Consider the following 22,722-nt stretch of genomic DNA (forward strand, 5'->3'; position numbering starts at 1 on the left):
GCAGCCACCTTGGTGGCTGCTTTTCTGTACCGTTCTATTTTTCCGTGCCGTTCTGCGCCTTTTCCGTGTCGTTCTGTGCGCCAAAACGAGTCGAATTTTCGTGGCCACGTGATTCCGCTGTCCACATTCACCTGTTCTTTGAATTTAGGCCTTCGTAGATTAATAACGAATAAACGCGTGGATAATGGTGGAAGCGTTTTATAGCAACGCAAGATTAAGATTGTGAACTTACCTTACTTTCCTAAAACGATGTTGCAACTCTTGGTATGGTGAAAGTGATTGCGGCGCTGATTCCTCAGCGCCGTCTTCCATGCCCTTCGCTGGCACTATGAAAGGGATTCGAGCCGACCTGCGCAAACATCTTCTGTCCCTGCTTCCTCGCCCTCAAGACTTCACCGTGATGAAGCATCACTGGAAGGGCGACATTCCTGCCGGAATCACAGTCGGTGTTGTTGCCCTCCCGCTGGCGCTCGCCTTCGGAGTGTCTTCCGGTGTTGGTGCTGCCGCCGGTCTCGTTACCGCTATCATCGCTGGCTTAGTTGCCGCGATCTTTGGCGGTTCGAACCTTCAGGTCTCCGGGCCGACGGGCGCGATGGTGGTCATCATTGCTCCTCTCGTGGTCACCCACGGCGCGGCAGCGGTTCCACTCCTCTCGGTCCTCGCGGGAGTCATAGTAATCCTCGGGGGAGTGCTCGGTATGGGACGAGCAATCTCCTTGATCCCCTGGCCCGTTATCGAGGGCTTCACGCTCGGGATCGCCACGATCATTGCGCTACAGCAGGTCCCCAACGCCCTCGGCATTGAGGCGCCGGGTGGGGCCAATACGCTGCTGGCGACTGTTGAGGCGTTCAAGATCGCGTCGTGGCCGGAAGCTGCGGGGCCGGTTCTCATGACGGTTGCAACCGTGCTCGTCATCGCCCTTATTGCTAAGGTCTTGCCAAAATGGCCGGCGCAGCTCATTGCCGTTGCCGTTGCGACGATTGCGGTTTATGCGTTCTCGATCAACGTGCCCGTGATTGGGGCGCTACCCGAGGGTCTTCCAGCACCGACGATTCCGGAGGCCACTCCGGAGCTCATTGGGCAGCTCATGCCGGGGGCTATTGCGGTAGCAATCCTTGCCGGGATTGAATCCCTTCTGTCCGCTCGCGTTGCCGCCGGCATGGTGAAGGGCGAGACGTACCATCCGGACCGCGAACTCGTCGGTCAGGGGCTGGCCTCCGTAGCCTCGGGAATGTTTGGTGGCATGCCGGCCACGGGTGCCATGGCGCGCATCGCGGTCAACATTAAGGCGAGTGGCAGGACCAGGCTGTCGGTCATCATCCACGCCCTGTTCTTGCTCGCGGTTGTTTACCTTGCTTCCGGCCTGGTCTCCCAGATTCCGCTGGCGGCTCTCGCCGGGGTCCTGCTTGTTACCGCGTTCAACATGGTTTCCTTCGCGACAGCACGCGTTATCCTTGCGTCCACGAAGTCCGATGCTCTGGTCTTCTGCCTGACCGCGGTCACCACGGTTGTTCTGGACCTCATCTGGGCCATCGGTGTGGGCGTTGCCGTGACCGGCGTTCTCGTGCTGCGGCACTTCGCCAAGCAGTCCGGTGTCTACCGCGAAGATAATCCGGACAGGCACCGCCGGATTGCCATTCTTCGAATTGATGGCGCAATGTTTTTTGGCGTATCCGATCGGATCGAATCGGAGATCCCCACCCTCGACTCCGTTGATGTTGTTATCATCCGGCTGTCACGGGTGGGCGTCATGGATGCGACGGGAGCGAAGGCGCTGGCGGATATCGTGACGAAACTACGCGAAGCCGGCAACGTCGTCTACATCAAGGGGCTGGATCCGTCCCTGCTGGACCTTGCCAACGAGGTCGGCGTCATTGATGAACTTGGGGGACCGCACCATATGTTCAGCACCTTGGATGAGGCCCTCGAAAGGGCTCACACGATCGTCGCCATGAAGGACAAGCAACGCCAAACCGGCCACATCGTCTAAGAGACCCCGCACCAAGAGCCCAGCCCCAAGCGATCTGAGCGCTCGCTCCGAACCTGTGGTCATATGTCGCCACGAACCAACGGTAGGTATCTCGTCGCGAACCGGTGTAAAAGTAACGCCCGAGAATCTCGGGCGTTACTTTTTGGGGTGGGTGGGCTAGCGGTTACCCAGCTCTGCACTACCTTATTTATTTCTTGGGGCGATCATCATCGTCGAACTGATGCTCGCGGATAAGAGCGCCGGGTTCGAGTTCTGTTCCACCCGGCGCGGAAGCGGGGGAGGGAGACTCGACGCTGGTTCCCCGCTTCCGGGAAATCCAGCGCATGGAGTGGTAGATGCCGATCGCGGCAAAGGAGCCAAGGGCAATGCCCTCGAAAACCATGTCGCCCAGGTGCCAGGTGTAGTTGGCGATAGCAAGGACCATGGCAACGGCCGCGGTGTTGAGGTTGACAGGGTCGGAGAAGTCGACGCGGTTCTGCACCCAGATGCGAACGCCAAGCATTCCGATCATGCCGTAAAGGACGGTGGCTGCGCCGCCAAGAACACCGGGCGGAATGGTGGCGATGAGCTGGCCGAACTTGGGGAACATGGACAGTCCGAGCGCGCATAGCGCGGCAACCACGTAAGCCGCCGTTGAATACACGCGGGTTGCTGCCATGACGCCAATGTTCTCGGCATACGTTGTTGTTCCCGAACCGCCGCCGGAGCCGGCGATAGCGGTGGAGATGCCGTCAGCAAACAGTGCCCGTCCCGTAATGTCATCGAGATCCTGGCCAGTCATGGCGGACACGGACTTCACGTGGCCAATATTCTCGGCAACAAGAACGAGAACGACAGGAATGAACAGCCCCATGAGGGAGATGTCGAAGGATGGAGCCCGGAACTCGGGAACACCCACCCAGTCGGCGGAGCTGATCGCGGTGAAGTCGACCTCGCCCTGAATGATCGCGGCAATGTAGCCGGCGACAACGCCCAGCAGGATTGACAGCCTGCCGATGATGCCCTTGAAGAATACGGTGATGAAGAGAATGGCGGTGATTGTGACAACCGCGGTCACCGGTGCCTGGGCCACGTTGTTCCACGCGGCAGGTGCCAGGTTGAAACCGATAAGGGCAACGATCGAGCCCGTGACGATTGGCGGCATGAGCTTGTCGATCCAGCGGGCTCCCGCAAAATGCACGATAACGCCGACAACGGCTAGAGATGCACCGGTTGCAACAACGCCACCCTGGGCGAGTGAAGCAAGCTCCTCATCGAGAGGAACACCGCCGTTCGCCACATATCCGGTGACTGCGCCAATCGGGGCAAGCAGGGCAAAAGAAGACCCCAGGTAGCTGGGAAGCCTGCCCGAGGTAATAAGAAGGAACAGGATCGTTCCAACACCCGTGAAGAACAGTGTCGTAGCGGGATCAAAGCCGGTCAGTAGCGGAACGAGGAACGTTGCCCCGAACATCGCAACGACGTGCTGGGCGCCAATGCCAATGGTCTGAGGCCACGCCAGCCGTTCATTCGGTAGCACCACCTCTCCCGCTGCAATGGATTTGCCGTCTCCGTGGAGCTTCCAGTTGAACATTGCCATATGCGCCTCCTAAGCGTGATGCCACAGGTGATCTTAGGGCTTCTCGCCGCTTTCACGTCACCCCGTCCATGTGACATTCGTCAGAACCGACAAACCGTACACGGGCACTCGGGTGCTCCGGTGCCGGCATGCTTCGACGGAGTAGGAGGGAGCAATTCTGTATGTGCTCTAGCCAAGCAATACTGGATAGCGACACTATCGGATAGTGAAGATATCTGAACTAGCGCAACAGGCCCATGTGCCGGTGTCCGCGGTGAAGTACTACCAGCGGGAGGGCCTCCTGCCGGCCGGTGACAAAACCGCACCCAATCAAACCGATTACACAGAAATTCATGTCCGGCGAGTGCGGCTTGTTCGGGCACTTCTTGGGGTGGGTGGCCTCACGGTTGCCGCCGCAAAAGAAGTCATAGCCGCACTTGACACCAGCCCAACCTCCGACGTGTTCGGGATCGCCCAGCATGCAATGGGAGCTCCCAAAGCCTCAGGGGATGAGCCAAGCGAAAGAGCGCGGCAACGAATCTTAGATCTTGCCAATAAACAGGGCTGGGACATATCCGAAGGTAACCCGGGGTGGGAGATGGCGGCGAGGGCCCTCGAAGGCATGTGGACCATCGGAGTCGAACTCGATGGTGACTACCTGTCCGCATATGCCTCTGCCGCAAGCACTGTTGCGGCCGCGGATCTCGGTGCGCTTGCGAAACTTTCTGACCCGGATAGGCAAATTGAAGTTATGGTCGTTGGCAGCGTGCTCGGGCACCCGCTATTGATTGGCCTACGCCGCCTGGCGCACGAAGATAGCGGCCGGAAACTGTTCCCCTGTTCCGAGTAAGACACGACCTTAGAGCCAAGTCCGAGCGTGCGCGACCGAACTTTTAGACGACGCGGCTACGTCTCTCGACCGGGATGGACCGCCCTCACCAGAGAGACGACCCATGGAGAATCAAAACCACGTTGTCCTCGGAGGTAACGGAGTAACCGGAACGGAAACGATCAAGGCACTTGGGTCCAGGGGAGTCAACGCCATCTCCGTGGGACGGCGCTCGCACCCGGACCGGGCAGTGCGTTCCCATATCGCGGATCTCCTCGATCCTGATCAAGCCGCTCGCGCGCTTGCTGGTGCGGAGGTTGCCTATCTGACGGTCGGATTGCCCCACTCCGCCAAGAGCTGGCAGGAGCGGTGGCCACTCATCCTCGGGAACACCGTCGATGCTGCGACCAAGACTGGCACACACCTTGTCTACCTCGACAACGTCCACGCCTACGGCAAGGTCGATGGTCCAATGACGGAGCAGGTCCGAATAAGGCCATCCAGTAAGAAGGGCCAGGTGCGGGCTGAGGCTCTCGGCATGCTTGACTCCGCGGCCAGGGAGCGGGGGCTGTCCTATTCCATAGCGCGTAGCTCCGACTTCTACGGGCCGGGTGCTTCCATGAGCGTGTTCAACATGTTTGCCATCGAACCGGTTGCCAAGGGAAAGAAGGGTTCGTGGATATTTAATGCCAACGTGCCGCACTCCCTGACCTATACCCCAGACATCGGGCAAGCGCTCGCCACACTGGGAACGGATCCGCGGGGGAGGAGCGGCACCTGGCACATCCCCACCGCACCCGCGTTGACCGGCAGGCAATGCCTGGAGATTCTGACGGGACCCGGGGTCGGCACGAAGGTCATGTCGCAGATGTACATGCGGATTGGTGGACTGTTCAACGAGGCCGCCAGGGAAACGTTGGAGATGGCGTACCAGTACACCTGCCCCCACATCCTCGACTCCCACTTGTTCGAGTCAACGTTTGGCGTGGCACCGACCCCTATAGAAGAGGGGATAGCTCAAACACTTCGTGCGGCCAGGGCTGAGCTACGGGAGCTGGATGCCACGGGTGCCTGAGAGGCAGCGGTGGTGCTCGACCTGCCTGCCAAGCAGATCACTGTCGGTTTTCGCATGACGCGACCGTGGCTGACCCGTAGCCTGTATGGCGGACAGGGCACCGCCTTCCCTGGGGAGGCAGCATCCTTTGCTTGAGATATAACGTGTTTCACGATGTCAGCTCTTTCGAACCGAACCGGCGCCCGTTAGACTAGACAGGTCGCTTTCTTCCGGGGAATGCACGAGCTGGTGTTAGCCAGAACGCACTTTCCTCAGATGTTTGCACGTCCCATGGCTTTTCTGCCAGAATAGGACGGTTGCTCGAGAGAGCGTGAAAGACGTATGTCGGTCCCCAAGGATCGGCAGGAAAATAAAAAGGTTCACCGAAACCAACATAGGGCTGATTGTCGCGAGGTCTCTCGCGGTGAGACACTCCCGGATGCGGGTACAGGTGAACACTGCGGTTAAAGAGAGGTAGACGACGCCATGGCGGGACAGAAAATCCGCATCCGGCTCAAGTCATATGACCATGAGGTCATTGATAACGCGGCGAAGAAGCTCGTCGACGAAGTGACTCGTACCGGTGCACAGGTAGTTGGCCCGGTGCCGCTGCCCACCGAGAAGAACGTTTACTGTGTTATTCGTTCGCCCCACAAGTACAAGGACAGCCGCGATCACTTTGAGAAGCGTACGCATAAGCGGCTGATCGACATCATCGATCCCACGCCGAAGACCATCGATTCGCTCCAGCAGATCGACTTTTCAGGCGACGTTAGCGTCGAGATCAAGCTCTGAGGTTCATCATGTCCAACAAAACTGAAGCGGTTGCCGCTGCGCCCAAGGCGCTGCTAGGCACCAAGCTCGGCATGACTCAGGTCTGGGACGAGGCAGGCCGCCTGATCCCGGTCACTGTTGTGCGAGTAGGCACCAACGTTATTACGCAGGTGCGCACCCCCGAAGTTGACGGTTACTCCGCCATTCAGCTCGCCGTAGGCGACAAGAAGCCGAAGAACGTCACACAGCCCATGCAGGGCCATTTTGCCGCTGCTGGCACCACCCCGAAGCGCTACCTGGCTGAGATTCGTACCTCGGCAGCTGGCGAGTTCGAGAAGGGCCAGGAGCTCAACGCTGACGTCTTCGCCGCTGGCGATTCCGTTGACGTTGTCGGTACCACCAAGGGTAAGGGCACCGCTGGTGTCATGAAGCGCCACGGCTTTGCCGGTGTAGGCGCCTCCCACGGTCAGCACCGTAACCACCGCAAGGCCGGTTCGATCGGTGGGGCTTCGACCCCGTCCCGTGTCTTCCGTGGCCTGCGTATGGCCGGTCGTATGGGCAATGCCCGTCGCACCGTCCAGAACCTCACCATCCAGTCGGTTGATCTCGAGAACGGCCTGCTCCTCGTAGCTGGCGCCGTCCCGGGCAACAAGGGTGGCCTCGTCGTAGTCCGCACCGCCACGAAGGGAGCCTAGTCATGGCAAACCTCACCGTCGACATTCTCGACGCCGCTGGCGCGAAGTCCGGTTCGTTCGATCTCCCCGCGGAGATCTTCGATGTCGAGCTGAACATCCCCCTGATTCACCAGGTTGTCGTCGCCCAGCAGGCAGCAGCCCGCCGCGGCACCGCCGCCACCAAGACCCGTGCAGCAGTGCGCGGTGGTGGTCGCAAGCCGTACAAGCAGAAGGGCACCGGTCGTGCTCGTCAGGGCTCGATCCGCGCTCCGCAGTTCGCCGGAGGTGGCGTGGTCCACGGACCGCAGCCCCGCTCCTACGAGCAGCGCACCCCCAAGAAGATGAAGGCAGCAGCGCTCCGTTCGGCTCTGTCCGACCGCGCCCGCGCAGGCCGCATCCACGTTGTCTCGGCATTCGTCGCTGGTGACACCCCGTCCACCAAGGCCGCTCGCGGTCTCCTCGAGACGGCAGTGGAGAGCCGCAAGGCACTCGTCGTTGTCTCCCGTGAAGACCAGCTCAACACGAAGTCGGTTCGTAACCTCGCAGAGGCACACGTCCTGACCGTGGAGCAGCTCAACACCTATGACGTCATGGTCGCTGACGATGTCGTCTTCACCGAGTCTGCTATCGCGACGTTCGTCGGTGGCGGCCAGGAGGAGGAGAAGTGACTCTGAATCGCAAGGATCCGCGCGACATCATTATTCGCCCGATCGTTACCGAAAAGTCGTACCGACTTGAGGACGAAGGCAAGTATGTATTCGAGGTTGCGCCGAGCGCCAACAAGACCCAGATCAAGATCGCTATCGAGCAGATCTTCGACGTCAAGGTTGACTCGGTCAACACCATGAACCGCAAGGGCAAGACCCGCCGCACCCGTGACGGTATTGGCAAGCGCAAGGACATCAAGCGCGCCATCGTCTCGCTGCGCGAGGGTTCCATCGAACTTTACGGGCAGATCGGCTGAGGCCGGCAGGAAGATTGAGGATTTAACTCATGGGTATCCGCAAGTACAAGCCCACGACCCCGGGTCGTCGCGGCTCGTCCGTGGCTGACTTTGTCGAGCTGACCCGCTCCGAGCCGGAGAAGTCGCTCGTCCGTCCGCTGCACAAGACCGGCGGTCGTAACAACACCGGTCGTATCACCACTCGCCACAAGGGCGGTGGCCACAAGCGCCAGTACCGCGTCATCGACTTCCGTCGTCATGACAAGGACGGCGTGCCGGCAACGGTCGCTCACATCGAGTACGACCCGAACCGCACCGCACGCATCGCTCTTCTGCACTTCGCAGATGGCGACAAGCGCTACATCATTGCTCCCTCCCGCATCAAGCAGGGCGATCGCATCGAGCAGGGACCGTCGGCTGACATCAAGCCCGGCAACAACCTGCCGCTGCTCAACATCCCCGTTGGTACCGTCATCCACGCCGTGGAGATGCGTCCCGGTGGCGGTGCGAAGATCGCTCGCTCGGCAGGCGCCTCGGTCCAGCTGGTCGCTAAGGAAGGCAAGAACGCGCAGCTGCGCATGCCGTCCGGTGAGATCCGCAACGTCGACGCCCGCTGCCGTGCAACGGTTGGCGAGGTCGGCAACGCCGAGCAGCTCAACGTCAGCTGGGGCAAGGCAGGCCGCATGCGCTGGAAGGGCGTTCGTCCTTCGGTCCGCGGTGTTGTCATGAACCCGTTCGACCACCCGCACGGCGGTGGCGAGGGCAAGACGTCCGGCGGTCGCCATCCTGTTTCCCCCTGGGGACAGAAGGAAGGCCGTACGCGTCACGCCAACAAGGCCAGCGACAAGCAGATCGTGCGTCGCCGCAAGTCCGGTAAGAACCGATAGGAGAGGGCAATGCCACGCAGTCTTAAGAAGGGCCCCTTCGTCGACGAGCACCTTCAGAAGAAGGTCGATGCTCAGAACGAAAAGGGCAGCAAGAACGTCATCAAGACGTGGTCCCGCCGTTCGGTCATCACGCCGGACTTCCTGGGCCACACATTCGCAGTCCACGACGGCCGCAAGCATGTTCCGGTGTTCGTCACCGAATCGATGGTCGGTCACAAGCTCGGAGAGTTTGCTCCGACCAAGACCTTCCGGGGTCACGACAAGGACGACCGCAAGGGACGCCGCCGCTAAGGCGCGCCGCGAGCCAGAAGAAAGTTAGGAACACATGGAAGCCAAGGCACAGGCGAAATACGTGCGTATTACGCCCATGAAGGCACGCCGTGTCGTGGACCACGTCCGCGGAATGCGTGCTGTCGACGCGGTCGACGTGCTGCGATACGCTCCCCAGGCCGCTGCGGAACCCGTCCGCAAGCTCCTGGAATCGGCAGTGGCGAATGCTCGCCAGTCCGCCGACCAGGCCGGCGAGCGATTCGACATCGACGCGCTTCGCATCGTAGAGAGCTACGTTGACGAGGGCCCGACGATGAAGAGGATCCAGCCCCGCGCTCAGGGTAGGGCCAACCAGATCCTTAAGCGCACGAGCCACATCACGATCATTGTCGGCGACGCCGTCGCCGCTGAGTCCAAGAGGAGGGCCCGATAGTGGGACAAAAGGTCAACCCGACCGGGTTCCGACTCGGCATTACCACCGAACACCGTTCGCGCTGGTTCGCTGACTCGACCGTTAAGGGACAGCGCTACCAGGACTTCGTCGCCGAAGACATTGCCATCCGCAACATGATGGAGGAGGGACTTGAGCGCGCAGGAATTTCCCGCGTCAATATTTCCCGCAAGTCAGGCCGCGTTGAGATCGACATCTACACTGCACGCCCCGGCATCGTTATCGGTCGCCGCGGCGCTGAGGCTGATCGCCTCAAGCAGCAGCTCGAGAAGCTGACCGGCCGCGCCGTCCAGCTGAACATCCTCGAGGTCAAGAACCCCGAAGCAGACGCACAGCTCGTCGCACAGGGCATCGCGGAGCAGCTCGCTTCCCGCGTGTCCTTCCGCCGCGCCATGCGCAAGGGCGTTCAGTCCGCGCTTCGCTCCGGCGCCAAGGGCATTCGTGTCCAGGTTGCAGGTCGTCTCGGCGGCGCCGAGATGTCCCGCTCGGAGTTCTACCGCGAAGGCCGTGTGCCCCTGCACACCCTGCGCGCCAACATCGACTTTGGCTTCCACGAGGCCAAGACCACCTTTGGTCGTATCGGTGTCAAGGTTTGGATCTACAAGGGCGATATCACGGAGGCCGAGTACCAGCGTCAGCTGAACGAGGCTCCCCGCGGTCGCGGCCGTGGCGGCGACCGCCGCGGTGGCGCGCGTCGTCCCCGTCCGGCTAAGGCACAGGCCGACCAGGCCGCAACGACCAGCGAATCGGAGGCATAGGCATGCTTATCCCTCGCAGGACTAAGTACCGCAAGCAGCACCGCCCGACCCGTTCGGGTTACTCCAAGGGCGGCAACCAGATCGCGTTCGGCGATTACGCCATCCAGGCTCTCGAGCCGGCGTACATCACCAACCGTCAGATTGAGGCTGCTCGTATCGCCATGACTCGTCACGTCAAGCGTGGTGGCAAGGTGTGGATTAACATCTTCCCGGACCGCCCCCTGACGAAGAAGCCTGCCGAAGTCCGCATGGGCTCCGGTAAGGGCTCGGTCGAGTTCTGGGTTGCGAACATCAAGCCCGGACGTATCCTCTTCGAGCTGTCCGGCGTTGACGAGCAGCTCGCTCGCGAGGCCATGTCTCGTGCGCAGCACAAGCTCCCCATTAAGACTCGTTTCGTTATGCGTGAAGGCGGTGACAACTGATGGCAGTAGGAACCAAGGGACTTTTCCCCGACGACCTCGACCAGATGACTGACAAGGAGCTCGCAGAGCGCCTCGCCGAGTGCAAGGCTGAGCTCTTCAATCTGCGCTTCTCCGCCGCCACCGGGCAGCTCGAGGACCACGGTCGACTTAAGGCTGTTCGTCGTGACGTCGCCCGCATCTACACGATCGCTCGCGAACGTGAACTCAACATCCGTACCGCTCCCGCTGAGAAGGAATGAGGCAGACAGTGACTGAGACTCAGAACACCGAAACTGTCGAGCGCAACTACCGGAAGACCGCACGCGGCTACGTCGTGTCCGACAAGATGGACAAGACCGTGGTTGTCGAGGTCGAGGAGCAGGTGAAGCACGCCAAGTACGGCAAGGTTATCCGTCGCTCCAAGAAGGTCAAGGCGCACGACGAGAACAACGAAGTGCACGTGGGAGACCTCGTGCGCATCATGGAGACCCGCCCGCTGTCTGCTACCAAGCACTACCGCGTGGTCGAGGTCATCGAGAAGGCCAAGTAGTCTTCCCCAACCACCCATCCGTTCGGCCAGGCTCGCAAGAGAACCGGCACGACGACAGGAGATAGTTCATGATCCAGCAAGAGTCGCGGCTCAAGGTCGCCGATAACACCGGTGCAAAGGAAATCCTCTGCATCAAGGTGCTCGGTGGCTCCGGCCGGCGCTACGCCGGAATCGGCGACGTCATCGTCGCCACCGTCAAGGATGCAATCCCTGGCGGCAATGTTAAGAAGGGCGAGGTCGTCAAGGCCGTTATCGTCCGTACCCGCAAGGAAAGCCGCCGTCCCGACGGCTCGTACATCCGCTTCGACGAGAATGCTGCCGTCATTATCAAGACCGATGGTCTTGAGCCCCGCGGCACCCGTATTTTCGGTCCGGTGGGTCGCGAGCTGCGTGACAAGCAGTTCATGCGTATCGTTTCGCTCGCTCCGGAGGTGCTCTAAATGGCGAAGATCAAGAAGGGCGATCTCGTCCAGGTGATCGCCGGTCGCGATAAGGGTCAGCAGGGCCGCGTGCTCAGCATCGACACCCAGCGTGATCGCGTGATCGTCGAAGGCGTTATGCGCGTCAAGAAGCACACGAAGGCCGGCCAGCCGGGCTCGTCTGCTTCCGGCGGCATCGAGACCGTCGAAGCCCCCATCCACATTTCGAACGTTGCCCTCGTGGGCCCGGACAAGAAGCCGGTTCGCGTTGGTTACAAGGAAGTTGAAGTTGAGCGCGACGGTCGTGTCCGCAAGACTCGCGTCCGCATCGGCCGCCGTGGCGGAGAGGAGATCGAGCTGTGAGCGAAGCAACGACTGAGAAGGTATACCCGCGTCTCAAGACGAAGTACCGCGAAGAGATCGTGCCCGCCCTGATCAAGGAATTCAACATTCCTAACCCCAATCAGGTAGCCAAGCTCGAGAAGATCGTTGTGAACATGGGTGTCGGTGACGCTGCCCGTGACTCGAAGGTCATCGACGGCGCCATTGCCGACCTGACCCTCATCACCGGTCAGAAGCCGCAGATCACCAAGGCACGCAAGTCCATCGCGCAGTTCAAGCTGCGTGAAGGCCAGGCCATCGGTGCGCACACCACACTCCGTGGGGACCGCATGTGGGAGTTCCTCGACAGGCTTCTGTCGCTGGCTCTGCCCCGTATCCGCGACTTCCGTGGCCTCTCCCCGAAGCAGTTCGACGGTCACGGCAACTACACGTTCGGTCTGACCGAGCAGTCGATGTTCCACGAGATCAACCTGGACAAGGTCGATCGCACGCGTGGTATGGACATCACCGTCGTGACCACCGCTGACAACGATGAAGAGGGCCGTGCGCTCCTTCGCAACCTCGGTTTCCCGTTCAAGGAAAACTGAGCACGCTTTGAATAGCATCCACCCGCTGGCAATTCCATCTACGTCGCAGGTCCTAAGGAAACCGCGACGGGAAAGGGCGCAGGCCCGATGACAATGACAGACCCTATCGCAGACATGCTGACGCGTCTGCGAAACGCCAACTCGGCGTACCACGACACGGTTTCCATGCCGTACTCGAAGCTCAAGGGAGCAATCTCTGAGATCCTCGTCCGCGAGGGTTACATCGCGAGCTTCGACGTTGACGATGCAGAGGTCGGTAAGACCCTCACGCTCAACCTGAAATTTGGACCGAACCGTGAGCGCTCGCTCGCCGGCCTTCGTCGTATCTCGAAGCCCGGTCTGCGCGTTTACGCAAAGTCGACAAAGCTGCCCACCGTCCTCGGTGGCCTCGGCGTGGCAATTCTTTCCACGTCCTCTGGCCTGCTGACGGACCGTGAGGCCAAGGATAAGGGTGTAGGCGGAGAAGTCCTCGCCTACATCTGGTAAGGGAGGTACACAGATATGTCTCGTATTGGCAAGCTGCCTGTGACCATCCCGTCCGGTGTTGACCTCACCATCGACGGCCAGCTCGTTACGGTGAAGGGCCCCAAGGGCACCCTCTCCTACGAGGTTCCGGCCCCGATTACGGTCGCTCAGGAGGACGGCGCGGTAGTCGTGTCCCGTCCCGATGACGAGCGCGAGTCGCGTTCGCTGCACGGCCTGGTCCGCACACTCATCTTCAACAACGTTACCGGCGTGACCGAGGGCTTCTCCAAGAAGCTCGAGATCGTTGGCACGGGCTACCGCGCACAGGCCAAGGGTTCCGACCTTGAACTGTCGCTCGGCTACTCGCACACGATCTCGGTCAAGGCTCCCGAAGGAATTACGTTCCAGCTCGAGGGCAACAACAAGATCACGGTTAGCGGTATCGACAAGCAGCAGGTTGGCGAGATCGCGGCTAACATCCGCAAGCTCCGCAGGCCTGAACCGTACAAGGGCAAGGGCGTTCGCTACGAAGGCGAGCACGTCCGCCGCAAGGCCGGAAAGGCTGGTAAGTGATGGCTGTCTCGATCAAGGGCAAGGGCAAGTTTGTTGCCCGCAAGCGTCGGCACCTTCGCCTTCGCAAGAAGATTACCGGTACCGCCGCGCGCCCGCGTCTCGTCGTTACCCGATCCAACCGCCACATCGTGGCCCAGGTTATCGACGACCTGGCTGGCGCAACCATTGTGTCCGCTTCGTCGCTCGAAGCTGACCTCCGGGCAGATGATGGTGACAAGACCGCTAAGGCACGAAAGGTCGGCGAACTCGTCGGCGAACGTGCCAAGGCTGCAGGTGTTGACTCCGTGGTCTTTGACCGCGGCGGTAACCAGTACCATGGTCGCGTAGCGGCAGTGGCAGACGGTGCCCGCGAGTCCGGTCTGACCCTGTAGCGACGGAACGAGAGTAGAGGAAAACTATGGCTGCATCGCAGCGTCGGACCAACGGTCCGCAAGACGGCGAGCGCAACAATGAGCGTTCCGGTTCCGACCGTCCCAGGGGACGTCGGGGCAACAACGACCGTCGCAACGAACAGAAAGACGCCTACATCGAGCGCGTCGTCACCATCAACCGTGTGTCGAAGGTGGTGAAGGGTGGCCGTCGCTTCTCCTTCACGGCTCTCGTCGTCGTCGGTGATGGCAACGGCACCGTCGGTGTTGGCTACGGCAAGGCCAAGGAAGTGCCCCAGGCTATTTCCAAGGGCACCGAGGAAGCGAAGAAGAACTTCTTCCGCGTCCCGCTCATTGGCCGCACGATCCCGCACATCACCCAGGGTGAGGACGCCGCAGGCGTTGTCTTCCTGCGCCCGGCGTCCCCGGGTACCGGCGTTATCGCCGGCGGTCCGGTCCGTGCAGTCATGGAAGCCGCTGGCATTCATGACATCCTGACCAAGTCGCTGGGTTCGTCCAACGCCATCAACATCGTCCGCGCAGCCGTGGCAGCGCTTCGCCAGCTCGAGCAGCCCGAGGCTGTTGCCGCACGTCGTGGCAAGTCCCTCGAGCAGGTCGCTCCTGCCGCGATGCTCCGCCAGCGCGCGTCCTACGACGCCGAGCAGCGTGAGAAGCAGGCAGCCGATGCGGCTGAGGCTGAGAACGAAGCTGCTGCGTCCGGAGTTGGTGCGTGATGCTGAAGATTACCCAGACCAAGTCCACCATTGGTGGAACCAAGAAGCAGAGGGACACGATGCTGTCGCTCGGCCTGCGCAAGATCGGCCAGTCCGTCGAGCGTGAGGATCGTCCCGAGGTTCGTGGAATGATTAACATCGTTTCGCACCTCGTCACCGTAGAGGAGGCATGATGTCGGAAAACACGAACGACGTCACCAAGCTTCACGATCTCGCTCCCGCGCCGGGTTCACACAAGTCGAAGACTCGTGTCGGCCGTGGTGAGGGCTCGAAGGGCAAGACCGCGGGTCGCGGAACCAAGGGCACGAAGGCCCGCTACCAGGTTCCGATCGGCTTCGAAGGTGGCCAGATGCCGCTGCACATGCGTATGCCGAAGCTGCGCGGGTTCAAGAACCCGTTCCGCGTCGAATACCAGGTTGTGAACCTGGATCGCATCAACTCCCTCTTCCCCGAGGGCGGCGACGTCACCGTCGAGGAGCTCGTAGCCAAGGGTGCGGTCCGCAAGGGCCACCCGGTGAAGGTTCTCGGCACTGGCGAGATCTCGGTCAAGGTCTCCGTGGCAGTCGACAAGTGGTCGGCTTCCGCGCAGAAGAAGATCGAAGCCGCCGGCGGAACCATTTCCGCGCGATGAAGTTCATCTAGCCAACGAGGCGGGCCAATCGGCCCGCCTCGTTGCACGCTTACCAAGCACGTAAGTATCGAGTTTCAGGCCTTGAATCGGTCATAGCGATTCGCGTCAGTCACGATACACTGACTTGTGGCCCGCACGGGGCCATACCATCAAGGAGGAAGTTTGCTTTCCGCATTCGTCTCGGCCTTCCGCACACCGGACCTGCGCCGCAAGCTGCTGTTCACGCTGGGCATTATCGTCATTTACCGATTCGGCACCTACATGCCTGCCCCGGGCGTCAGCTATGAAAACGTCCAGGTGTGTTTGAACCAGTCCGGTTCCGAGGGCCTGCTACCCATGCTCAACATGTTTTCGGGCGGGGCCATGTTCCAGATGTCGGTGTTTGCGCTCGGCATCATGCCCTACATTACTGCCTCGATTATTGTGCAGCTCCTGCGGGTTGTTATCCCGCGGTTCGAAGAGCTCCAAAAGGAAGGCCAGTCGGGCCAGGCCAAGCTCACGCAGTACACCCGTTACCTCACCATCGGCCTTGCCGTCATGCAGTCCGCCGTTGTTATCACCGTGGCGAACTCCAGCCTCTTCCTCGGATGTACGGTTGATCCGTTCCCCGACACCTCGGCAGGCATGGTCCTCATGGCTATTCTTGCGATGACCGCGGGTACCGGCCTCATCATGTGGATGGGTGAGCAGATCACCGAACGCGGCGTCGGCAATGGCATGTCGATCCTCATCTTCGCCGGTATCTGTGCGTCCTTCCCGCCCGCCATGGGCCAGGTGCTCATGTCGTCCAACGGTGTCCGCAACTTCATCCTGATCCTCGCTCTGTTCCTCGCAATCACCCTTGTTGTTGTGTTTGTTGAGCAGTCGCAGCGCCGCATTCCCGTGCAGTACGCCAAGCGCGTTGTCGGCCGCCGCACCTACGGTGGTTCGACCACTTACATCCCGATCAAGATCAACATGGCGAACGTCATCCCGGTTATCTTCGCGTCCTCCCTCCTGGCACTGCCGACGATGGCGATCCAGTTCGGTGACTCGAATGCGGGCTGGGTTCAGTGGCTGGCAGCTAACTACAACCAGACGTCCTGGCTCTACCTGCTGACCTTCGCTCTTCTCATCATCTTCTTCGCGTTCTTCTACACGTCGATCACGTTCAACCCCGAAGAGGTTGCGGACAACATGAAGCGCTACGGCGGCTTTATCCCCGGCATCCGTGCCGGTGCTCCGACCGCCCAGTACCTGAAGAACGTCATCACCAGGATTACGTGGGTGGGTTCGTTCTACCTCGCGATTATCGCGCTCATCCCGACTGTGATCTTCACCCAGATGGGCATCACGATGATGGCATTCGGCGGAACGTCGATCATCATTATCGTGGGCGTCGGACTCCAGACCGTGAAGGACATCGACGCTCAGCTCCAGCAACGACACTACGAAGGTTTCCTCCGATGAAGCGAATGATTATCCTCGGCGCCCCCGGCGCCGGCAAGGGCACCCAGGCAAAGGTTCTCTGCGAGAAGCTCGGCATTCCCCAGATCTCCACCGGAGCGATCTTCCGTGCCAACATTTCTGAAGGCACCGACCTCGGCAAGCTCGCCCAGGGCTACATCGATCGCGGCGAGTTCGTCCCGGACGAGATCACCGATTCCCTGGTGAAGGACCGTCTCCACCAGGAGGACACCCAGGACGGCTTCCTCCTCGACGGCTACCCCCGCACACTCGCGCAGGTTGGTGCTCTTGACGAGATCCTTCTCGAGCAGGGCCACACCCTCGACATCGTCATTGAGCTCGTTACCGAGCGCGAGGCTCTTGTCGAGCGTCTCCTCAAGCGCGCCGAGATCGAAGGCCGCGCGGACGACACCGAGGACGTTATTAGGCGCCGCATGGAGGTCTACCTCGAGCAGACCAAGCCGCTGTCCCGCGTCTACGAGCAGCGTGGCATCCTCGTCGAAATTGATGGTCTTGGCACCATCGAAGAGGTCCAGGAGCGCATCCGCGAAGCGGTCCAGGGACGTTGATGTTCGGACGGGAATCGATCGAGTACAAGTCGAACGAGCAGATCCTCAAGATTCGGGAAGCGGCCCTCGTTGTTGCCGACATCCACGATGCTCTGCGCGAGGCCGCGAAACCCGGTGTTACCACCGGGGAACTTGATCTCGTAGCTGCCCGCGTCCTCCAGGACGCGGGAGCCCGCTCCAACTTCCTTGGCTATTACGACTACCCGGCCAACGCCTGCATCTCCGTCAACGAGGTCATCGTGCACGGGATCCCGGGGGACCGGGTCCTCACGGATACCGATATTGTTTCGTTTGACTGCGGGGCAATCGTCGACGGCTGGCATGGGGATGCGTGCTTCACGCTCTGCATGCCGAATGCCTCCGAAGCGGACCGCAAGCTGTCGGAAAACACGGAGACTGCCATGTGGGCTGGCATCGCCGCCCTCGCCACCGCCAAGCACGTGGGTGAAGTTGGGGGAGCGATCGAAGACTATGTGGATTCGATCCCCGAGGACAACCGTCCCGGTCTCGTTGAGGAGTACATGGGCCACGGCATCGGTTCCGCCATGCACCAGCCCCCGGATGTCCTCAACTATCGCGCAAAGAACAAGGGCGCGAAGCTGAAGCCCGGCATGGTGCTTTGCGTAGAGCCGATGCTGACCATCGGCAGCCCCGAGAGCAAGGTTCTCGAGGATGACTGGACGGTCATCACGACCGACGGTTCGAACGCGAGCCACTGGGAGCATGAGGTTGCCATCCACAAGGGTGGCATCTGGGTGCTGACGGCGCGCGATGGGGGAGCGGAAGGCCTGAGACCCTTCGGCGTGACCCCGGTCCCGCTCGGCTGATCCGTTCGAAACGGAATCAGGACTCCGTTCGAGAAACCGGATCGAAAGTTCTGGAATCGGTACCAGATCAGGACGAACTCTATATATTCATGATGAAGGCTCGGTCGGATGAAACATCTGGCCGGGCCTTCATCATTGCCTAAGGTTCCTCTTGCTCTTTCCCCGGGTGTGTGCCGTTACACGCGTATCGGCACTGTAAAACGGGGCGCCCATCCTCTAAACTGAATAGTCGGTGCCTTGTACCAGCAGGGATACCGTAGCTATCAACCGATAGCACTAGAAGATTAACTGCGTTAGCGGGGGTTATGGCGAAAAAAGAAGGCGTCATCGAGGTCGAGGGCACTGTCTCAGAGGCATTGCCCAACGCGATGTTCCGTGTAGAGCTGACAAATGGGCACATTGTGCTCGCCCACATTTCGGGCAAGATGCGTCAGCACTACATCAAGATTCTGCCCGAGGACCGGGTCGTTGTGGAGCTCACTCCTTACGATCTGACCCGCGGTCGCATCGTCTATCGCTACAAGTAAGCCCCGCCCTACACCAAGCCCGGGAACCCTTCCGGGCTTAAAGAAGGTTGGACATGAAGGTCAAGCCAAGCGTGAAGCGCATCTGTGACAGCTGCAAGGTGATCCGTCGCCACGGCAACGTCATGGTTATTTGCACGAACCCACGGCACAAGCAGCGCCAGGGCTGAATCCCTGGAAGCGGGCACACGCCCGCGACAGCGCTACAGATCAACCCGGGGCCCGGAGGCCCTGGACCAGGAACTGGACGGTAGCGCACCACACCTCCGGCCTACCAACAGGAGTAAACGTTGGCACGTATTTCAGGTGTTGACCTCCCCCGCGAGAAGCGGGTCGAGGTTGCTCTCACCTACATTTATGGCATTGGGCGCACCCGCGCCTCCGAGATCCTTGCCGCAACTGGCGTCTCGCCCGACGTTCGGATGAAGGACATCTCCGAAGAGGACCTGGTGAAGATTCGCCAGTTCATCGAAGGCAACTACGAGGTGGAGGGTGACCTTCGCCGCGAGGTTCAGGCCGACATCCGTCGCAAGATCGAAATTGGCAGCTACCAGGGTATCCGCCACCGTCGCGGCCTGCCCGTCCGCGGCCAGCGCACCAAGACCAACGCACGTACGCGTAAGGGTCCGAAGCGCACCGTTGCAGGCAAGAAGAAGTAGTTCGCGCTAGCGAACCGATGATCTCAAGGAGAATGTAGATAATGCCCCCCAAGTCACGTACTGCTACTCGCCCGCGTCGGGCGATGCGCAAGAACATCGTTAACGGACAGGTCCACATCAAGTCGACCTTCAATAACACCATCGTTACCATCACCGACCCGACCGGTGCCGTCCTCGCGACCGCATCGTCCGGCATGATGGGTTTCAAGGGCTCTCGTAAGTCCACCCCTTACGCTGCACAGCTCGCCGCCGAGACGGCTGCTCGTCGCGCCATGGAGACCGGCCTCAAGAAGGTTGACGTCTTTGTTAAGGGCCCCGGCTCGGGCCGCGAAACCGCGATCCGTACCCTGACCGCCAACGGCCTCGAGGTCACCTCCATTCAGGACGTCACCCCGCAGGCTCACAACGGTTGCCGCCCGCCCAAGCGCCGCCGCGTCTGATTGTTAATCCGGGCCATCCGGCACCGGTTCCGTACTGCAGTGTCATATAGCGGTCACTGCTGAAAGGAAATACATCGTGCAAATCGCACAGCGTCCCGTCCTCTCCGAGGAAGTCGTCTCCGAGTACCGTGCACGGTTCATTCTTGAGCCGCTCGAGCCGGGCTTCGGCTACACCCTGGGCAACTCCCTTCGCCGCACCCTGCTGTCGTCTATCCCGGGCGCAGCAGTCACTTCGATCAAGATCGACTCGGTTCTTCACGAGTTCACCACGATCGAGGGCGTGAAGGAAGATGTCTCCGAGATCATCCTGAACATCAAGGAACTCGTTGTCTCCTCCGAGAACGACGAGCCCGTTCAGATGTATGTTCGCAAGCAGGGCCCGGGTGTCGTCACCGCTGGTGACATCAACCCGCCCGCAGGTGTAGAGATCCACAACCCGGACCTCGTCATTGCCAATCTCAACGAGAAGGGCAAGATCGAGATCGACCTCATTGTCGAGCGTGGCCGCGGATATGTGTCCGCCGCGCAGAACAAGGATCCCGAGGCCGAGATTGGTCGTATCCCCGTCGATTCGATCTACTCGCCGGTTCTCCAGGTCTCGTACAAGGTCGAAGCTACTCGTGTTGAGCAGCGCACCGACTTCGACAAGCTCATCATTGATGTCGAGACGAAGCCGTCGACGAATCCTCGCGACGCATTTGCTTCTGCTGGCAAGACGCTTGTCGAGCTCTTCGGACTCGCAGCGGAACTCAACCTCGAGGCTGAGGGTATCGAGCTCGGCGAAGCACCGGTGGAGGAAACGCAGTCGTCTGACCTGCAGCGCCCCATCACCATTCTGAATCTCCCCGCACGTTCGCAGAACTGCCTGCAGCGTGAGGGAATCGAAACCATTGGCCAGCTCATCCTGCGCTCTGAGGCAGATCTGCTGGATATTCGTAACTTCGGTGCGAAGTCGATTGAGGACGTGAAGGACGAGCTCGCAAAGCTTGACCTTCAGCTCAAGGATTCGCCGGCCGGCTTCATGGGCGGCTTCGACGATTCCTACGGTTCGTCCATGTTCAGCGACGACGCCTCGCACTGACAATAATTTCAAGGAGACATCATGCCTCAGCCCGCTAAGGGTCCCCGCCTCGGGGGAAGCGCCGCACACGAAAAGGCCATGCTGGCCAATCTCGCGAAGGCCCTGTTCGAGCACGGCTCGATCACGACGACCGAGAAGCGTGCACAGCGCCTCCAGCCGTACGCGGAACGTATCATCACCAAGGCGAAGAAGGGCACGACCGCCGCTCGCCGTGACGTCCTCAAGGACATCACGGACCGCTCGGCCGTTGCCATCCTCTTCGATGAGCTCGCCCCGACCTTCGCCGAGCGTCAGGGTGGCTACACCCGTATCGTCAAGGTAGGCAACCGCAAGGGCGACAACGCCCCCATGGCCATCATCTCGCTCGTCACCGAGCCCGTCTCGCCGAAGCAGGCTGTTGTTGCCGAGGCCGAGAAGGCTGCCGTCAAGGCTGCTGACGCCGACGAGACCGTTGAGTCGCCGGAGTCCGCTGAGTCGGTTGACTCGCCCGAGTCCGCTGATTCGGTCGATTCGCCTGAGTCTGCCGATTCCGTTGATTCGGCAGAGTCCGCCGAGTCGGCAGAGTCCACCGAGGACAAGGTCGAAGAGGACAAGTAGAACATTGAAAGTGGTGGGGTCGAGGTTTTCCTCGGCCCCATTACTTATTCCAGGCATCATTCACCGGCGCTGAGGCGCCGGTTTTTTGTATACGCAAGTCGCAACCGCTCCTTGTTCGCGCGGAGGGATTCGACAGTTCTTGTCGTCTGGGCTGGACGAGACCGGTTTGTCCTGGTCGAATGGTGGAAGAGAGGAATGGTGTCACCATGAGATTGATGGAAGAGGCGCAGAAAGTGCTAGCGAGCGCGTTGGAAGCCGAGAACGGACGCTATGCGGAACTGTTGCTACACGACGGGCCGCTGCGGCAGAGCCTGATTGGGTTGCGTCAGGGAACGGAGCTTGCGGCACACAACTCACCGCCTGCCGCCTCCATGTATGTCATCACCGGTGGGGTTGATATTGTCGGCGCGGAGGCGGACAGTCTCGACGAGGGGGACATGAAGATTCTCACCCATGTGCGGCATGGAGTTTTTGCGCGCGAGGACTCGGTTTTCCTGTTGACAACGGTCACCGGAATTGTCGAGCGGGAGAGCCACGACGAACGGAAATCTGAAGAGCAAGGCTCTCATTAGTAAGTTTGTACTTGATACACAACACATCAGATGTATTCACATAAGTTTCTCCGATAACATCTTTCTGGGTCATCAAATTGTTATAGATTTGAGACCTTAGACCAGATGATTCATATCCGGAGGAAGACATCTTGCCGATCGCACGACGCCTGTATAGTTCACTTCTCGCAGTCTTGCTTATACTCTCCGGCGGACTTATTGCCGCCCCTGCGCTTGGTGCAGGAAGCCCCGGCCTTGGAACTGATCCAGGCCGCGGCACCATCGTTGCATCTGACCTCGATGTCGATCAGGTCGCCATTCAAGCGGCTGCTATGCCCGCGGTGCGGAGCATCCGCGCGCAGATGTACGACGACAAGGAAGTACTTTTCAACGGACAGCCCCTGTATCGGGCCGTCGATCAGGCGGGCCTGTCCCGCTCTGAATACATCAATGGCGTTTCATGGGATACGAATCTTGAGAAGTCCGCGATCCAGCGTGCCTACGAACAGAACATTGTCTGGGGCCACGTACGTCCCGACGGTGGCTCCTACAAGGAAGCGGACCTTCTCGGCAAGTGGCCGGGCGAGATCCTCACAACCCAGGCTGACATTGCGGTTGCTATCGCCGATGTTGAAAAGGGCTCCTGGGCGGGGTGTCTGTGATCAACTATTTGTAGGTCGTTTCAGCTCTGGTTGTGTGCCATGTGAGCGGCCTGTTTCAGGCCAAAAGAGCGCTAAGAAGTAGGCCAGACAATCCCCGTTCAGGGGAAG

The 22,722-nt window shown here is 60.4% G+C and carries 35 protein-coding genes; 34 read left to right on the forward strand and 1 reads right to left on the reverse strand.

The window, feature by feature from the left end; genetic code table 11:
* The first annotated feature begins 328 nt into the window (after nt 1-328).
* Nucleotides 329-1,990: a SulP family inorganic anion transporter gene (locus ACTHUY_RS02065; RefSeq protein ID WP_441677476.1), complete on the forward strand. Its 1,662-nt coding sequence runs from the start codon at nt 329-331 to the stop codon at nt 1,988-1,990.
* A gap of 187 nt (nt 1,991-2,177) precedes the next feature.
* Here the strand turns inward: ACTHUY_RS02065 and ACTHUY_RS02070 are convergent, their stop codons facing one another.
* A complete protein-coding gene (locus ACTHUY_RS02070) occupies nt 2,178-3,569 on the reverse strand; it encodes a uracil-xanthine permease family protein (protein WP_441677478.1) in 1,392 nt (463 codons plus the stop codon).
* Between the two features lie 205 nt (nt 3,570-3,774).
* Here ACTHUY_RS02070 and ACTHUY_RS02075 point away from each other — a divergent pair, with 205 nt between their 5' ends.
* The 33 genes from ACTHUY_RS02075 to ACTHUY_RS02235 all read left to right on the forward strand — a co-directional run bounded on the left by ACTHUY_RS02075 (nt 3,775) and on the right by ACTHUY_RS02235 (nt 22,614).
* Nucleotides 3,775-4,398: a MerR family transcriptional regulator gene (locus ACTHUY_RS02075; protein ID WP_441677480.1), complete on the forward strand. Its 624-nt coding sequence runs from the start codon at nt 3,775-3,777 to the stop codon at nt 4,396-4,398.
* Nucleotides 4,399-4,501: 103 nt separating this feature from the next.
* Nucleotides 4,502-5,452, forward strand: a complete 951-nt coding sequence (locus tag ACTHUY_RS02080) for an NAD-dependent epimerase/dehydratase family protein (RefSeq protein ID WP_441677482.1) — start codon at nt 4,502-4,504, stop codon at nt 5,450-5,452.
* A gap of 465 nt (nt 5,453-5,917) precedes the next feature.
* Nucleotides 5,918-6,226 (forward strand): 30S ribosomal protein S10, encoded by a 309-nt coding sequence (rpsJ, locus tag ACTHUY_RS02085; RefSeq protein WP_126702886.1) that lies wholly within the window; start codon nt 5,918-5,920, stop codon nt 6,224-6,226.
* Nucleotides 6,227-6,234: 8 nt separating this feature from the next.
* Entirely contained in the window at nt 6,235-6,900 is a 666-nt protein-coding gene (rplC, locus tag ACTHUY_RS02090; protein WP_441655050.1) for a 50S ribosomal protein L3, read from the forward strand.
* A 2-nt stretch (nt 6,901-6,902) separates the two neighbouring features.
* Complete coding sequence (rplD, locus tag ACTHUY_RS02095) at nt 6,903-7,547, forward strand: 50S ribosomal protein L4 (protein WP_126702888.1); 645 nt, start codon at nt 6,903-6,905, stop codon at nt 7,545-7,547.
* Nucleotides 7,544-7,843: a 50S ribosomal protein L23 gene (gene rplW / locus ACTHUY_RS02100; RefSeq protein ID WP_126702889.1), complete on the forward strand. Its 300-nt coding sequence runs from the start codon at nt 7,544-7,546 to the stop codon at nt 7,841-7,843. Before rplD ends, rplW begins: the two co-directional genes overlap by 4 nt.
* A 29-nt stretch (nt 7,844-7,872) precedes the next feature.
* Nucleotides 7,873-8,709, forward strand: a complete 837-nt coding sequence (gene rplB, locus ACTHUY_RS02105) for a 50S ribosomal protein L2 (protein WP_441677484.1) — start codon at nt 7,873-7,875, stop codon at nt 8,707-8,709.
* A gap of 9 nt (nt 8,710-8,718) precedes the next feature.
* On the forward strand, nt 8,719-9,000 hold the full coding sequence (gene rpsS, locus ACTHUY_RS02110) for a 30S ribosomal protein S19 (RefSeq protein ID WP_126702891.1): 282 nt from the start codon (nt 8,719-8,721) through the stop codon (nt 8,998-9,000).
* Between the two features lie 34 nt (nt 9,001-9,034).
* Nucleotides 9,035-9,412 carry a 50S ribosomal protein L22 gene (rplV, locus tag ACTHUY_RS02115; protein WP_126702892.1) on the forward strand — a complete coding sequence of 126 codons (378 nt, stop codon included), beginning with the start codon at nt 9,035-9,037 and terminating at the stop codon, nt 9,410-9,412.
* Complete coding sequence (gene rpsC / locus ACTHUY_RS02120; RefSeq protein ID WP_441677486.1) at nt 9,412-10,188, forward strand: 30S ribosomal protein S3; 777 nt, start codon at nt 9,412-9,414, stop codon at nt 10,186-10,188. The genes rplV and rpsC overlap by 1 nt, the downstream gene beginning before the upstream one ends.
* A gap of 2 nt (nt 10,189-10,190) precedes the next feature.
* Nucleotides 10,191-10,610, forward strand: coding sequence for a 50S ribosomal protein L16 (rplP, locus tag ACTHUY_RS02125; RefSeq protein ID WP_126702894.1), 420 nt, complete (start codon nt 10,191-10,193; stop codon nt 10,608-10,610).
* A complete protein-coding gene (gene rpmC, locus ACTHUY_RS02130; protein WP_126702895.1) occupies nt 10,610-10,849 on the forward strand; it encodes a 50S ribosomal protein L29 in 240 nt (79 codons plus the stop codon). Before rplP ends, rpmC begins: the two co-directional genes overlap by 1 nt.
* Before the next feature lie 8 nt (nt 10,850-10,857).
* Nucleotides 10,858-11,139 (forward strand): 30S ribosomal protein S17, encoded by a 282-nt coding sequence (gene rpsQ, locus ACTHUY_RS02135; protein WP_407644336.1) that lies wholly within the window; start codon nt 10,858-10,860, stop codon nt 11,137-11,139.
* Between the two features lie 68 nt (nt 11,140-11,207).
* A complete protein-coding gene (gene rplN, locus ACTHUY_RS02140; protein ID WP_126702897.1) occupies nt 11,208-11,579 on the forward strand; it encodes a 50S ribosomal protein L14 in 372 nt (123 codons plus the stop codon).
* On the forward strand, nt 11,580-11,921 hold the full coding sequence (gene rplX / locus ACTHUY_RS02145) for a 50S ribosomal protein L24 (RefSeq protein ID WP_126702898.1): 342 nt from the start codon (nt 11,580-11,582) through the stop codon (nt 11,919-11,921).
* The gene (rplE, locus tag ACTHUY_RS02150) at nt 11,918-12,487 is read left to right on the forward strand and encodes a 50S ribosomal protein L5 (protein WP_126702899.1); all 570 of its coding nucleotides are present in this window, start codon (nt 11,918-11,920) and stop codon (nt 12,485-12,487) included. Before rplX ends, rplE begins: the two co-directional genes overlap by 4 nt.
* Before the next feature lie 87 nt (nt 12,488-12,574).
* Nucleotides 12,575-12,973: a 30S ribosomal protein S8 gene (rpsH, locus tag ACTHUY_RS02155; protein ID WP_126702900.1), complete on the forward strand. Its 399-nt coding sequence runs from the start codon at nt 12,575-12,577 to the stop codon at nt 12,971-12,973.
* 15 nt (nt 12,974-12,988) lie between these two features.
* Nucleotides 12,989-13,525 (forward strand): 50S ribosomal protein L6, encoded by a 537-nt coding sequence (gene rplF, locus ACTHUY_RS02160; RefSeq protein ID WP_441655048.1) that lies wholly within the window; start codon nt 12,989-12,991, stop codon nt 13,523-13,525.
* Nucleotides 13,525-13,896, forward strand: a complete 372-nt coding sequence (gene rplR, locus ACTHUY_RS02165; RefSeq protein ID WP_441677488.1) for a 50S ribosomal protein L18 — start codon at nt 13,525-13,527, stop codon at nt 13,894-13,896. Before rplF ends, rplR begins: the two co-directional genes overlap by 1 nt.
* 26 nt (nt 13,897-13,922) lie before the next feature.
* Nucleotides 13,923-14,627: a 30S ribosomal protein S5 gene (gene rpsE, locus ACTHUY_RS02170; protein ID WP_441677490.1), complete on the forward strand. Its 705-nt coding sequence runs from the start codon at nt 13,923-13,925 to the stop codon at nt 14,625-14,627.
* A complete protein-coding gene (rpmD, locus tag ACTHUY_RS02175; RefSeq protein ID WP_126704888.1) occupies nt 14,627-14,800 on the forward strand; it encodes a 50S ribosomal protein L30 in 174 nt (57 codons plus the stop codon). The genes rpsE and rpmD overlap by 1 nt, the downstream gene beginning before the upstream one ends.
* Nucleotides 14,800-15,258: a 50S ribosomal protein L15 gene (gene rplO, locus ACTHUY_RS02180; protein ID WP_441655070.1), complete on the forward strand. Its 459-nt coding sequence runs from the start codon at nt 14,800-14,802 to the stop codon at nt 15,256-15,258. The genes rpmD and rplO overlap by 1 nt, the downstream gene beginning before the upstream one ends.
* A gap of 162 nt (nt 15,259-15,420) precedes the next feature.
* Complete coding sequence (gene secY, locus ACTHUY_RS02185; RefSeq protein WP_441677492.1) at nt 15,421-16,707, forward strand: preprotein translocase subunit SecY; 1,287 nt, start codon at nt 15,421-15,423, stop codon at nt 16,705-16,707.
* A 5-nt stretch (nt 16,708-16,712) separates the two neighbouring features.
* The gene (locus ACTHUY_RS02190; protein ID WP_441677531.1) at nt 16,713-17,273 is read left to right on the forward strand and encodes an adenylate kinase; all 561 of its coding nucleotides are present in this window, start codon (nt 16,713-16,715) and stop codon (nt 17,271-17,273) included.
* Nucleotides 17,273-18,100: a type I methionyl aminopeptidase gene (map, locus tag ACTHUY_RS02195; protein ID WP_441655046.1), complete on the forward strand. Its 828-nt coding sequence runs from the start codon at nt 17,273-17,275 to the stop codon at nt 18,098-18,100. Before ACTHUY_RS02190 ends, map begins: the two co-directional genes overlap by 1 nt.
* Before the next feature lie 305 nt (nt 18,101-18,405).
* Nucleotides 18,406-18,627 carry a translation initiation factor IF-1 gene (gene infA, locus ACTHUY_RS02200; RefSeq protein ID WP_126702906.1) on the forward strand — a complete coding sequence of 74 codons (222 nt, stop codon included), beginning with the start codon at nt 18,406-18,408 and terminating at the stop codon, nt 18,625-18,627.
* A 53-nt stretch (nt 18,628-18,680) separates the two neighbouring features.
* On the forward strand, nt 18,681-18,794 hold the full coding sequence (gene rpmJ, locus ACTHUY_RS02205) for a 50S ribosomal protein L36 (RefSeq protein ID WP_126702907.1): 114 nt from the start codon (nt 18,681-18,683) through the stop codon (nt 18,792-18,794).
* Between the two features lie 120 nt (nt 18,795-18,914).
* Complete coding sequence (rpsM, locus tag ACTHUY_RS02210; protein ID WP_441655045.1) at nt 18,915-19,283, forward strand: 30S ribosomal protein S13; 369 nt, start codon at nt 18,915-18,917, stop codon at nt 19,281-19,283.
* Between the two features lie 41 nt (nt 19,284-19,324).
* Nucleotides 19,325-19,723: a 30S ribosomal protein S11 gene (rpsK, locus tag ACTHUY_RS02215; protein ID WP_441655044.1), complete on the forward strand. Its 399-nt coding sequence runs from the start codon at nt 19,325-19,327 to the stop codon at nt 19,721-19,723.
* Nucleotides 19,724-19,799: 76 nt separating this feature from the next.
* Complete coding sequence (locus ACTHUY_RS02220; protein ID WP_126702909.1) at nt 19,800-20,804, forward strand: DNA-directed RNA polymerase subunit alpha; 1,005 nt, start codon at nt 19,800-19,802, stop codon at nt 20,802-20,804.
* Nucleotides 20,805-20,825: 21 nt separating this feature from the next.
* Nucleotides 20,826-21,401, forward strand: a complete 576-nt coding sequence (rplQ, locus tag ACTHUY_RS02225; RefSeq protein WP_441675924.1) for a 50S ribosomal protein L17 — start codon at nt 20,826-20,828, stop codon at nt 21,399-21,401.
* A 206-nt stretch (nt 21,402-21,607) separates the two neighbouring features.
* Entirely contained in the window at nt 21,608-21,973 is a 366-nt protein-coding gene (locus ACTHUY_RS02230) for a cupin (protein ID WP_441677494.1), read from the forward strand.
* A 131-nt stretch (nt 21,974-22,104) separates the two neighbouring features.
* The gene (locus tag ACTHUY_RS02235) at nt 22,105-22,614 is read left to right on the forward strand and encodes a hypothetical protein (RefSeq protein WP_441675926.1); all 510 of its coding nucleotides are present in this window, start codon (nt 22,105-22,107) and stop codon (nt 22,612-22,614) included.
* Nucleotides 22,615-22,722: the final 108 nt, after the last annotated feature.

Origin of the sequence: Flaviflexus sp. (assembly GCF_052087705.1) — a bacterium.
Lineage (GTDB): Bacteria > Actinomycetota > Actinomycetes > Actinomycetales > Actinomycetaceae > Flaviflexus > Flaviflexus ciconiae.

Coding starts and splice junctions, on each gene's coding strand:
- ACTHUY_RS02065 (WP_441677476.1), top strand. CDS start 329: ATGAAAGGGATTCGAGCCGACCTGCGCAAACATCTTCTGTCCCTGCTT.
- ACTHUY_RS02070 (WP_441677478.1), bottom strand. CDS start 3,569: ATGGCAATGTTCAACTGGAAGCTCCACGGAGACGGCAAATCCATTGCA.
- ACTHUY_RS02080 (WP_441677482.1), top strand. CDS start 4,502: ATGGAGAATCAAAACCACGTTGTCCTCGGAGGTAACGGAGTAACCGGA.
- rpsJ (WP_126702886.1), top strand. CDS start 5,918: ATGGCGGGACAGAAAATCCGCATCCGGCTCAAGTCATATGACCATGAG.
- rplC (WP_441655050.1), top strand. CDS start 6,235: ATGTCCAACAAAACTGAAGCGGTTGCCGCTGCGCCCAAGGCGCTGCTA.
- rplD (WP_126702888.1), top strand. CDS start 6,903: ATGGCAAACCTCACCGTCGACATTCTCGACGCCGCTGGCGCGAAGTCC.
- rplB (WP_441677484.1), top strand. CDS start 7,873: ATGGGTATCCGCAAGTACAAGCCCACGACCCCGGGTCGTCGCGGCTCG.
- rpsS (WP_126702891.1), top strand. CDS start 8,719: ATGCCACGCAGTCTTAAGAAGGGCCCCTTCGTCGACGAGCACCTTCAG.
- rplV (WP_126702892.1), top strand. CDS start 9,035: ATGGAAGCCAAGGCACAGGCGAAATACGTGCGTATTACGCCCATGAAG.
- rplP (WP_126702894.1), top strand. CDS start 10,191: ATGCTTATCCCTCGCAGGACTAAGTACCGCAAGCAGCACCGCCCGACC.
- rpmC (WP_126702895.1), top strand. CDS start 10,610: ATGGCAGTAGGAACCAAGGGACTTTTCCCCGACGACCTCGACCAGATG.
- rplN (WP_126702897.1), top strand. CDS start 11,208: ATGATCCAGCAAGAGTCGCGGCTCAAGGTCGCCGATAACACCGGTGCA.
- rplX (WP_126702898.1), top strand. CDS start 11,580: ATGGCGAAGATCAAGAAGGGCGATCTCGTCCAGGTGATCGCCGGTCGC.
- rpsH (WP_126702900.1), top strand. CDS start 12,575: ATGACAATGACAGACCCTATCGCAGACATGCTGACGCGTCTGCGAAAC.
- rplF (WP_441655048.1), top strand. CDS start 12,989: ATGTCTCGTATTGGCAAGCTGCCTGTGACCATCCCGTCCGGTGTTGAC.
- rplR (WP_441677488.1), top strand. CDS start 13,525: ATGGCTGTCTCGATCAAGGGCAAGGGCAAGTTTGTTGCCCGCAAGCGT.
- rpsE (WP_441677490.1), top strand. CDS start 13,923: ATGGCTGCATCGCAGCGTCGGACCAACGGTCCGCAAGACGGCGAGCGC.
- rpmD (WP_126704888.1), top strand. CDS start 14,627: ATGCTGAAGATTACCCAGACCAAGTCCACCATTGGTGGAACCAAGAAG.
- rplO (WP_441655070.1), top strand. CDS start 14,800: ATGTCGGAAAACACGAACGACGTCACCAAGCTTCACGATCTCGCTCCC.
- ACTHUY_RS02190 (WP_441677531.1), top strand. CDS start 16,713: ATGATTATCCTCGGCGCCCCCGGCGCCGGCAAGGGCACCCAGGCAAAG.
- map (WP_441655046.1), top strand. CDS start 17,273: ATGTTCGGACGGGAATCGATCGAGTACAAGTCGAACGAGCAGATCCTC.
- infA (WP_126702906.1), top strand. CDS start 18,406: ATGGCGAAAAAAGAAGGCGTCATCGAGGTCGAGGGCACTGTCTCAGAG.
- rpmJ (WP_126702907.1), top strand. CDS start 18,681: ATGAAGGTCAAGCCAAGCGTGAAGCGCATCTGTGACAGCTGCAAGGTG.
- rpsK (WP_441655044.1), top strand. CDS start 19,325: ATGCCCCCCAAGTCACGTACTGCTACTCGCCCGCGTCGGGCGATGCGC.
- rplQ (WP_441675924.1), top strand. CDS start 20,826: ATGCCTCAGCCCGCTAAGGGTCCCCGCCTCGGGGGAAGCGCCGCACAC.
- ACTHUY_RS02230 (WP_441677494.1), top strand. CDS start 21,608: ATGAGATTGATGGAAGAGGCGCAGAAAGTGCTAGCGAGCGCGTTGGAA.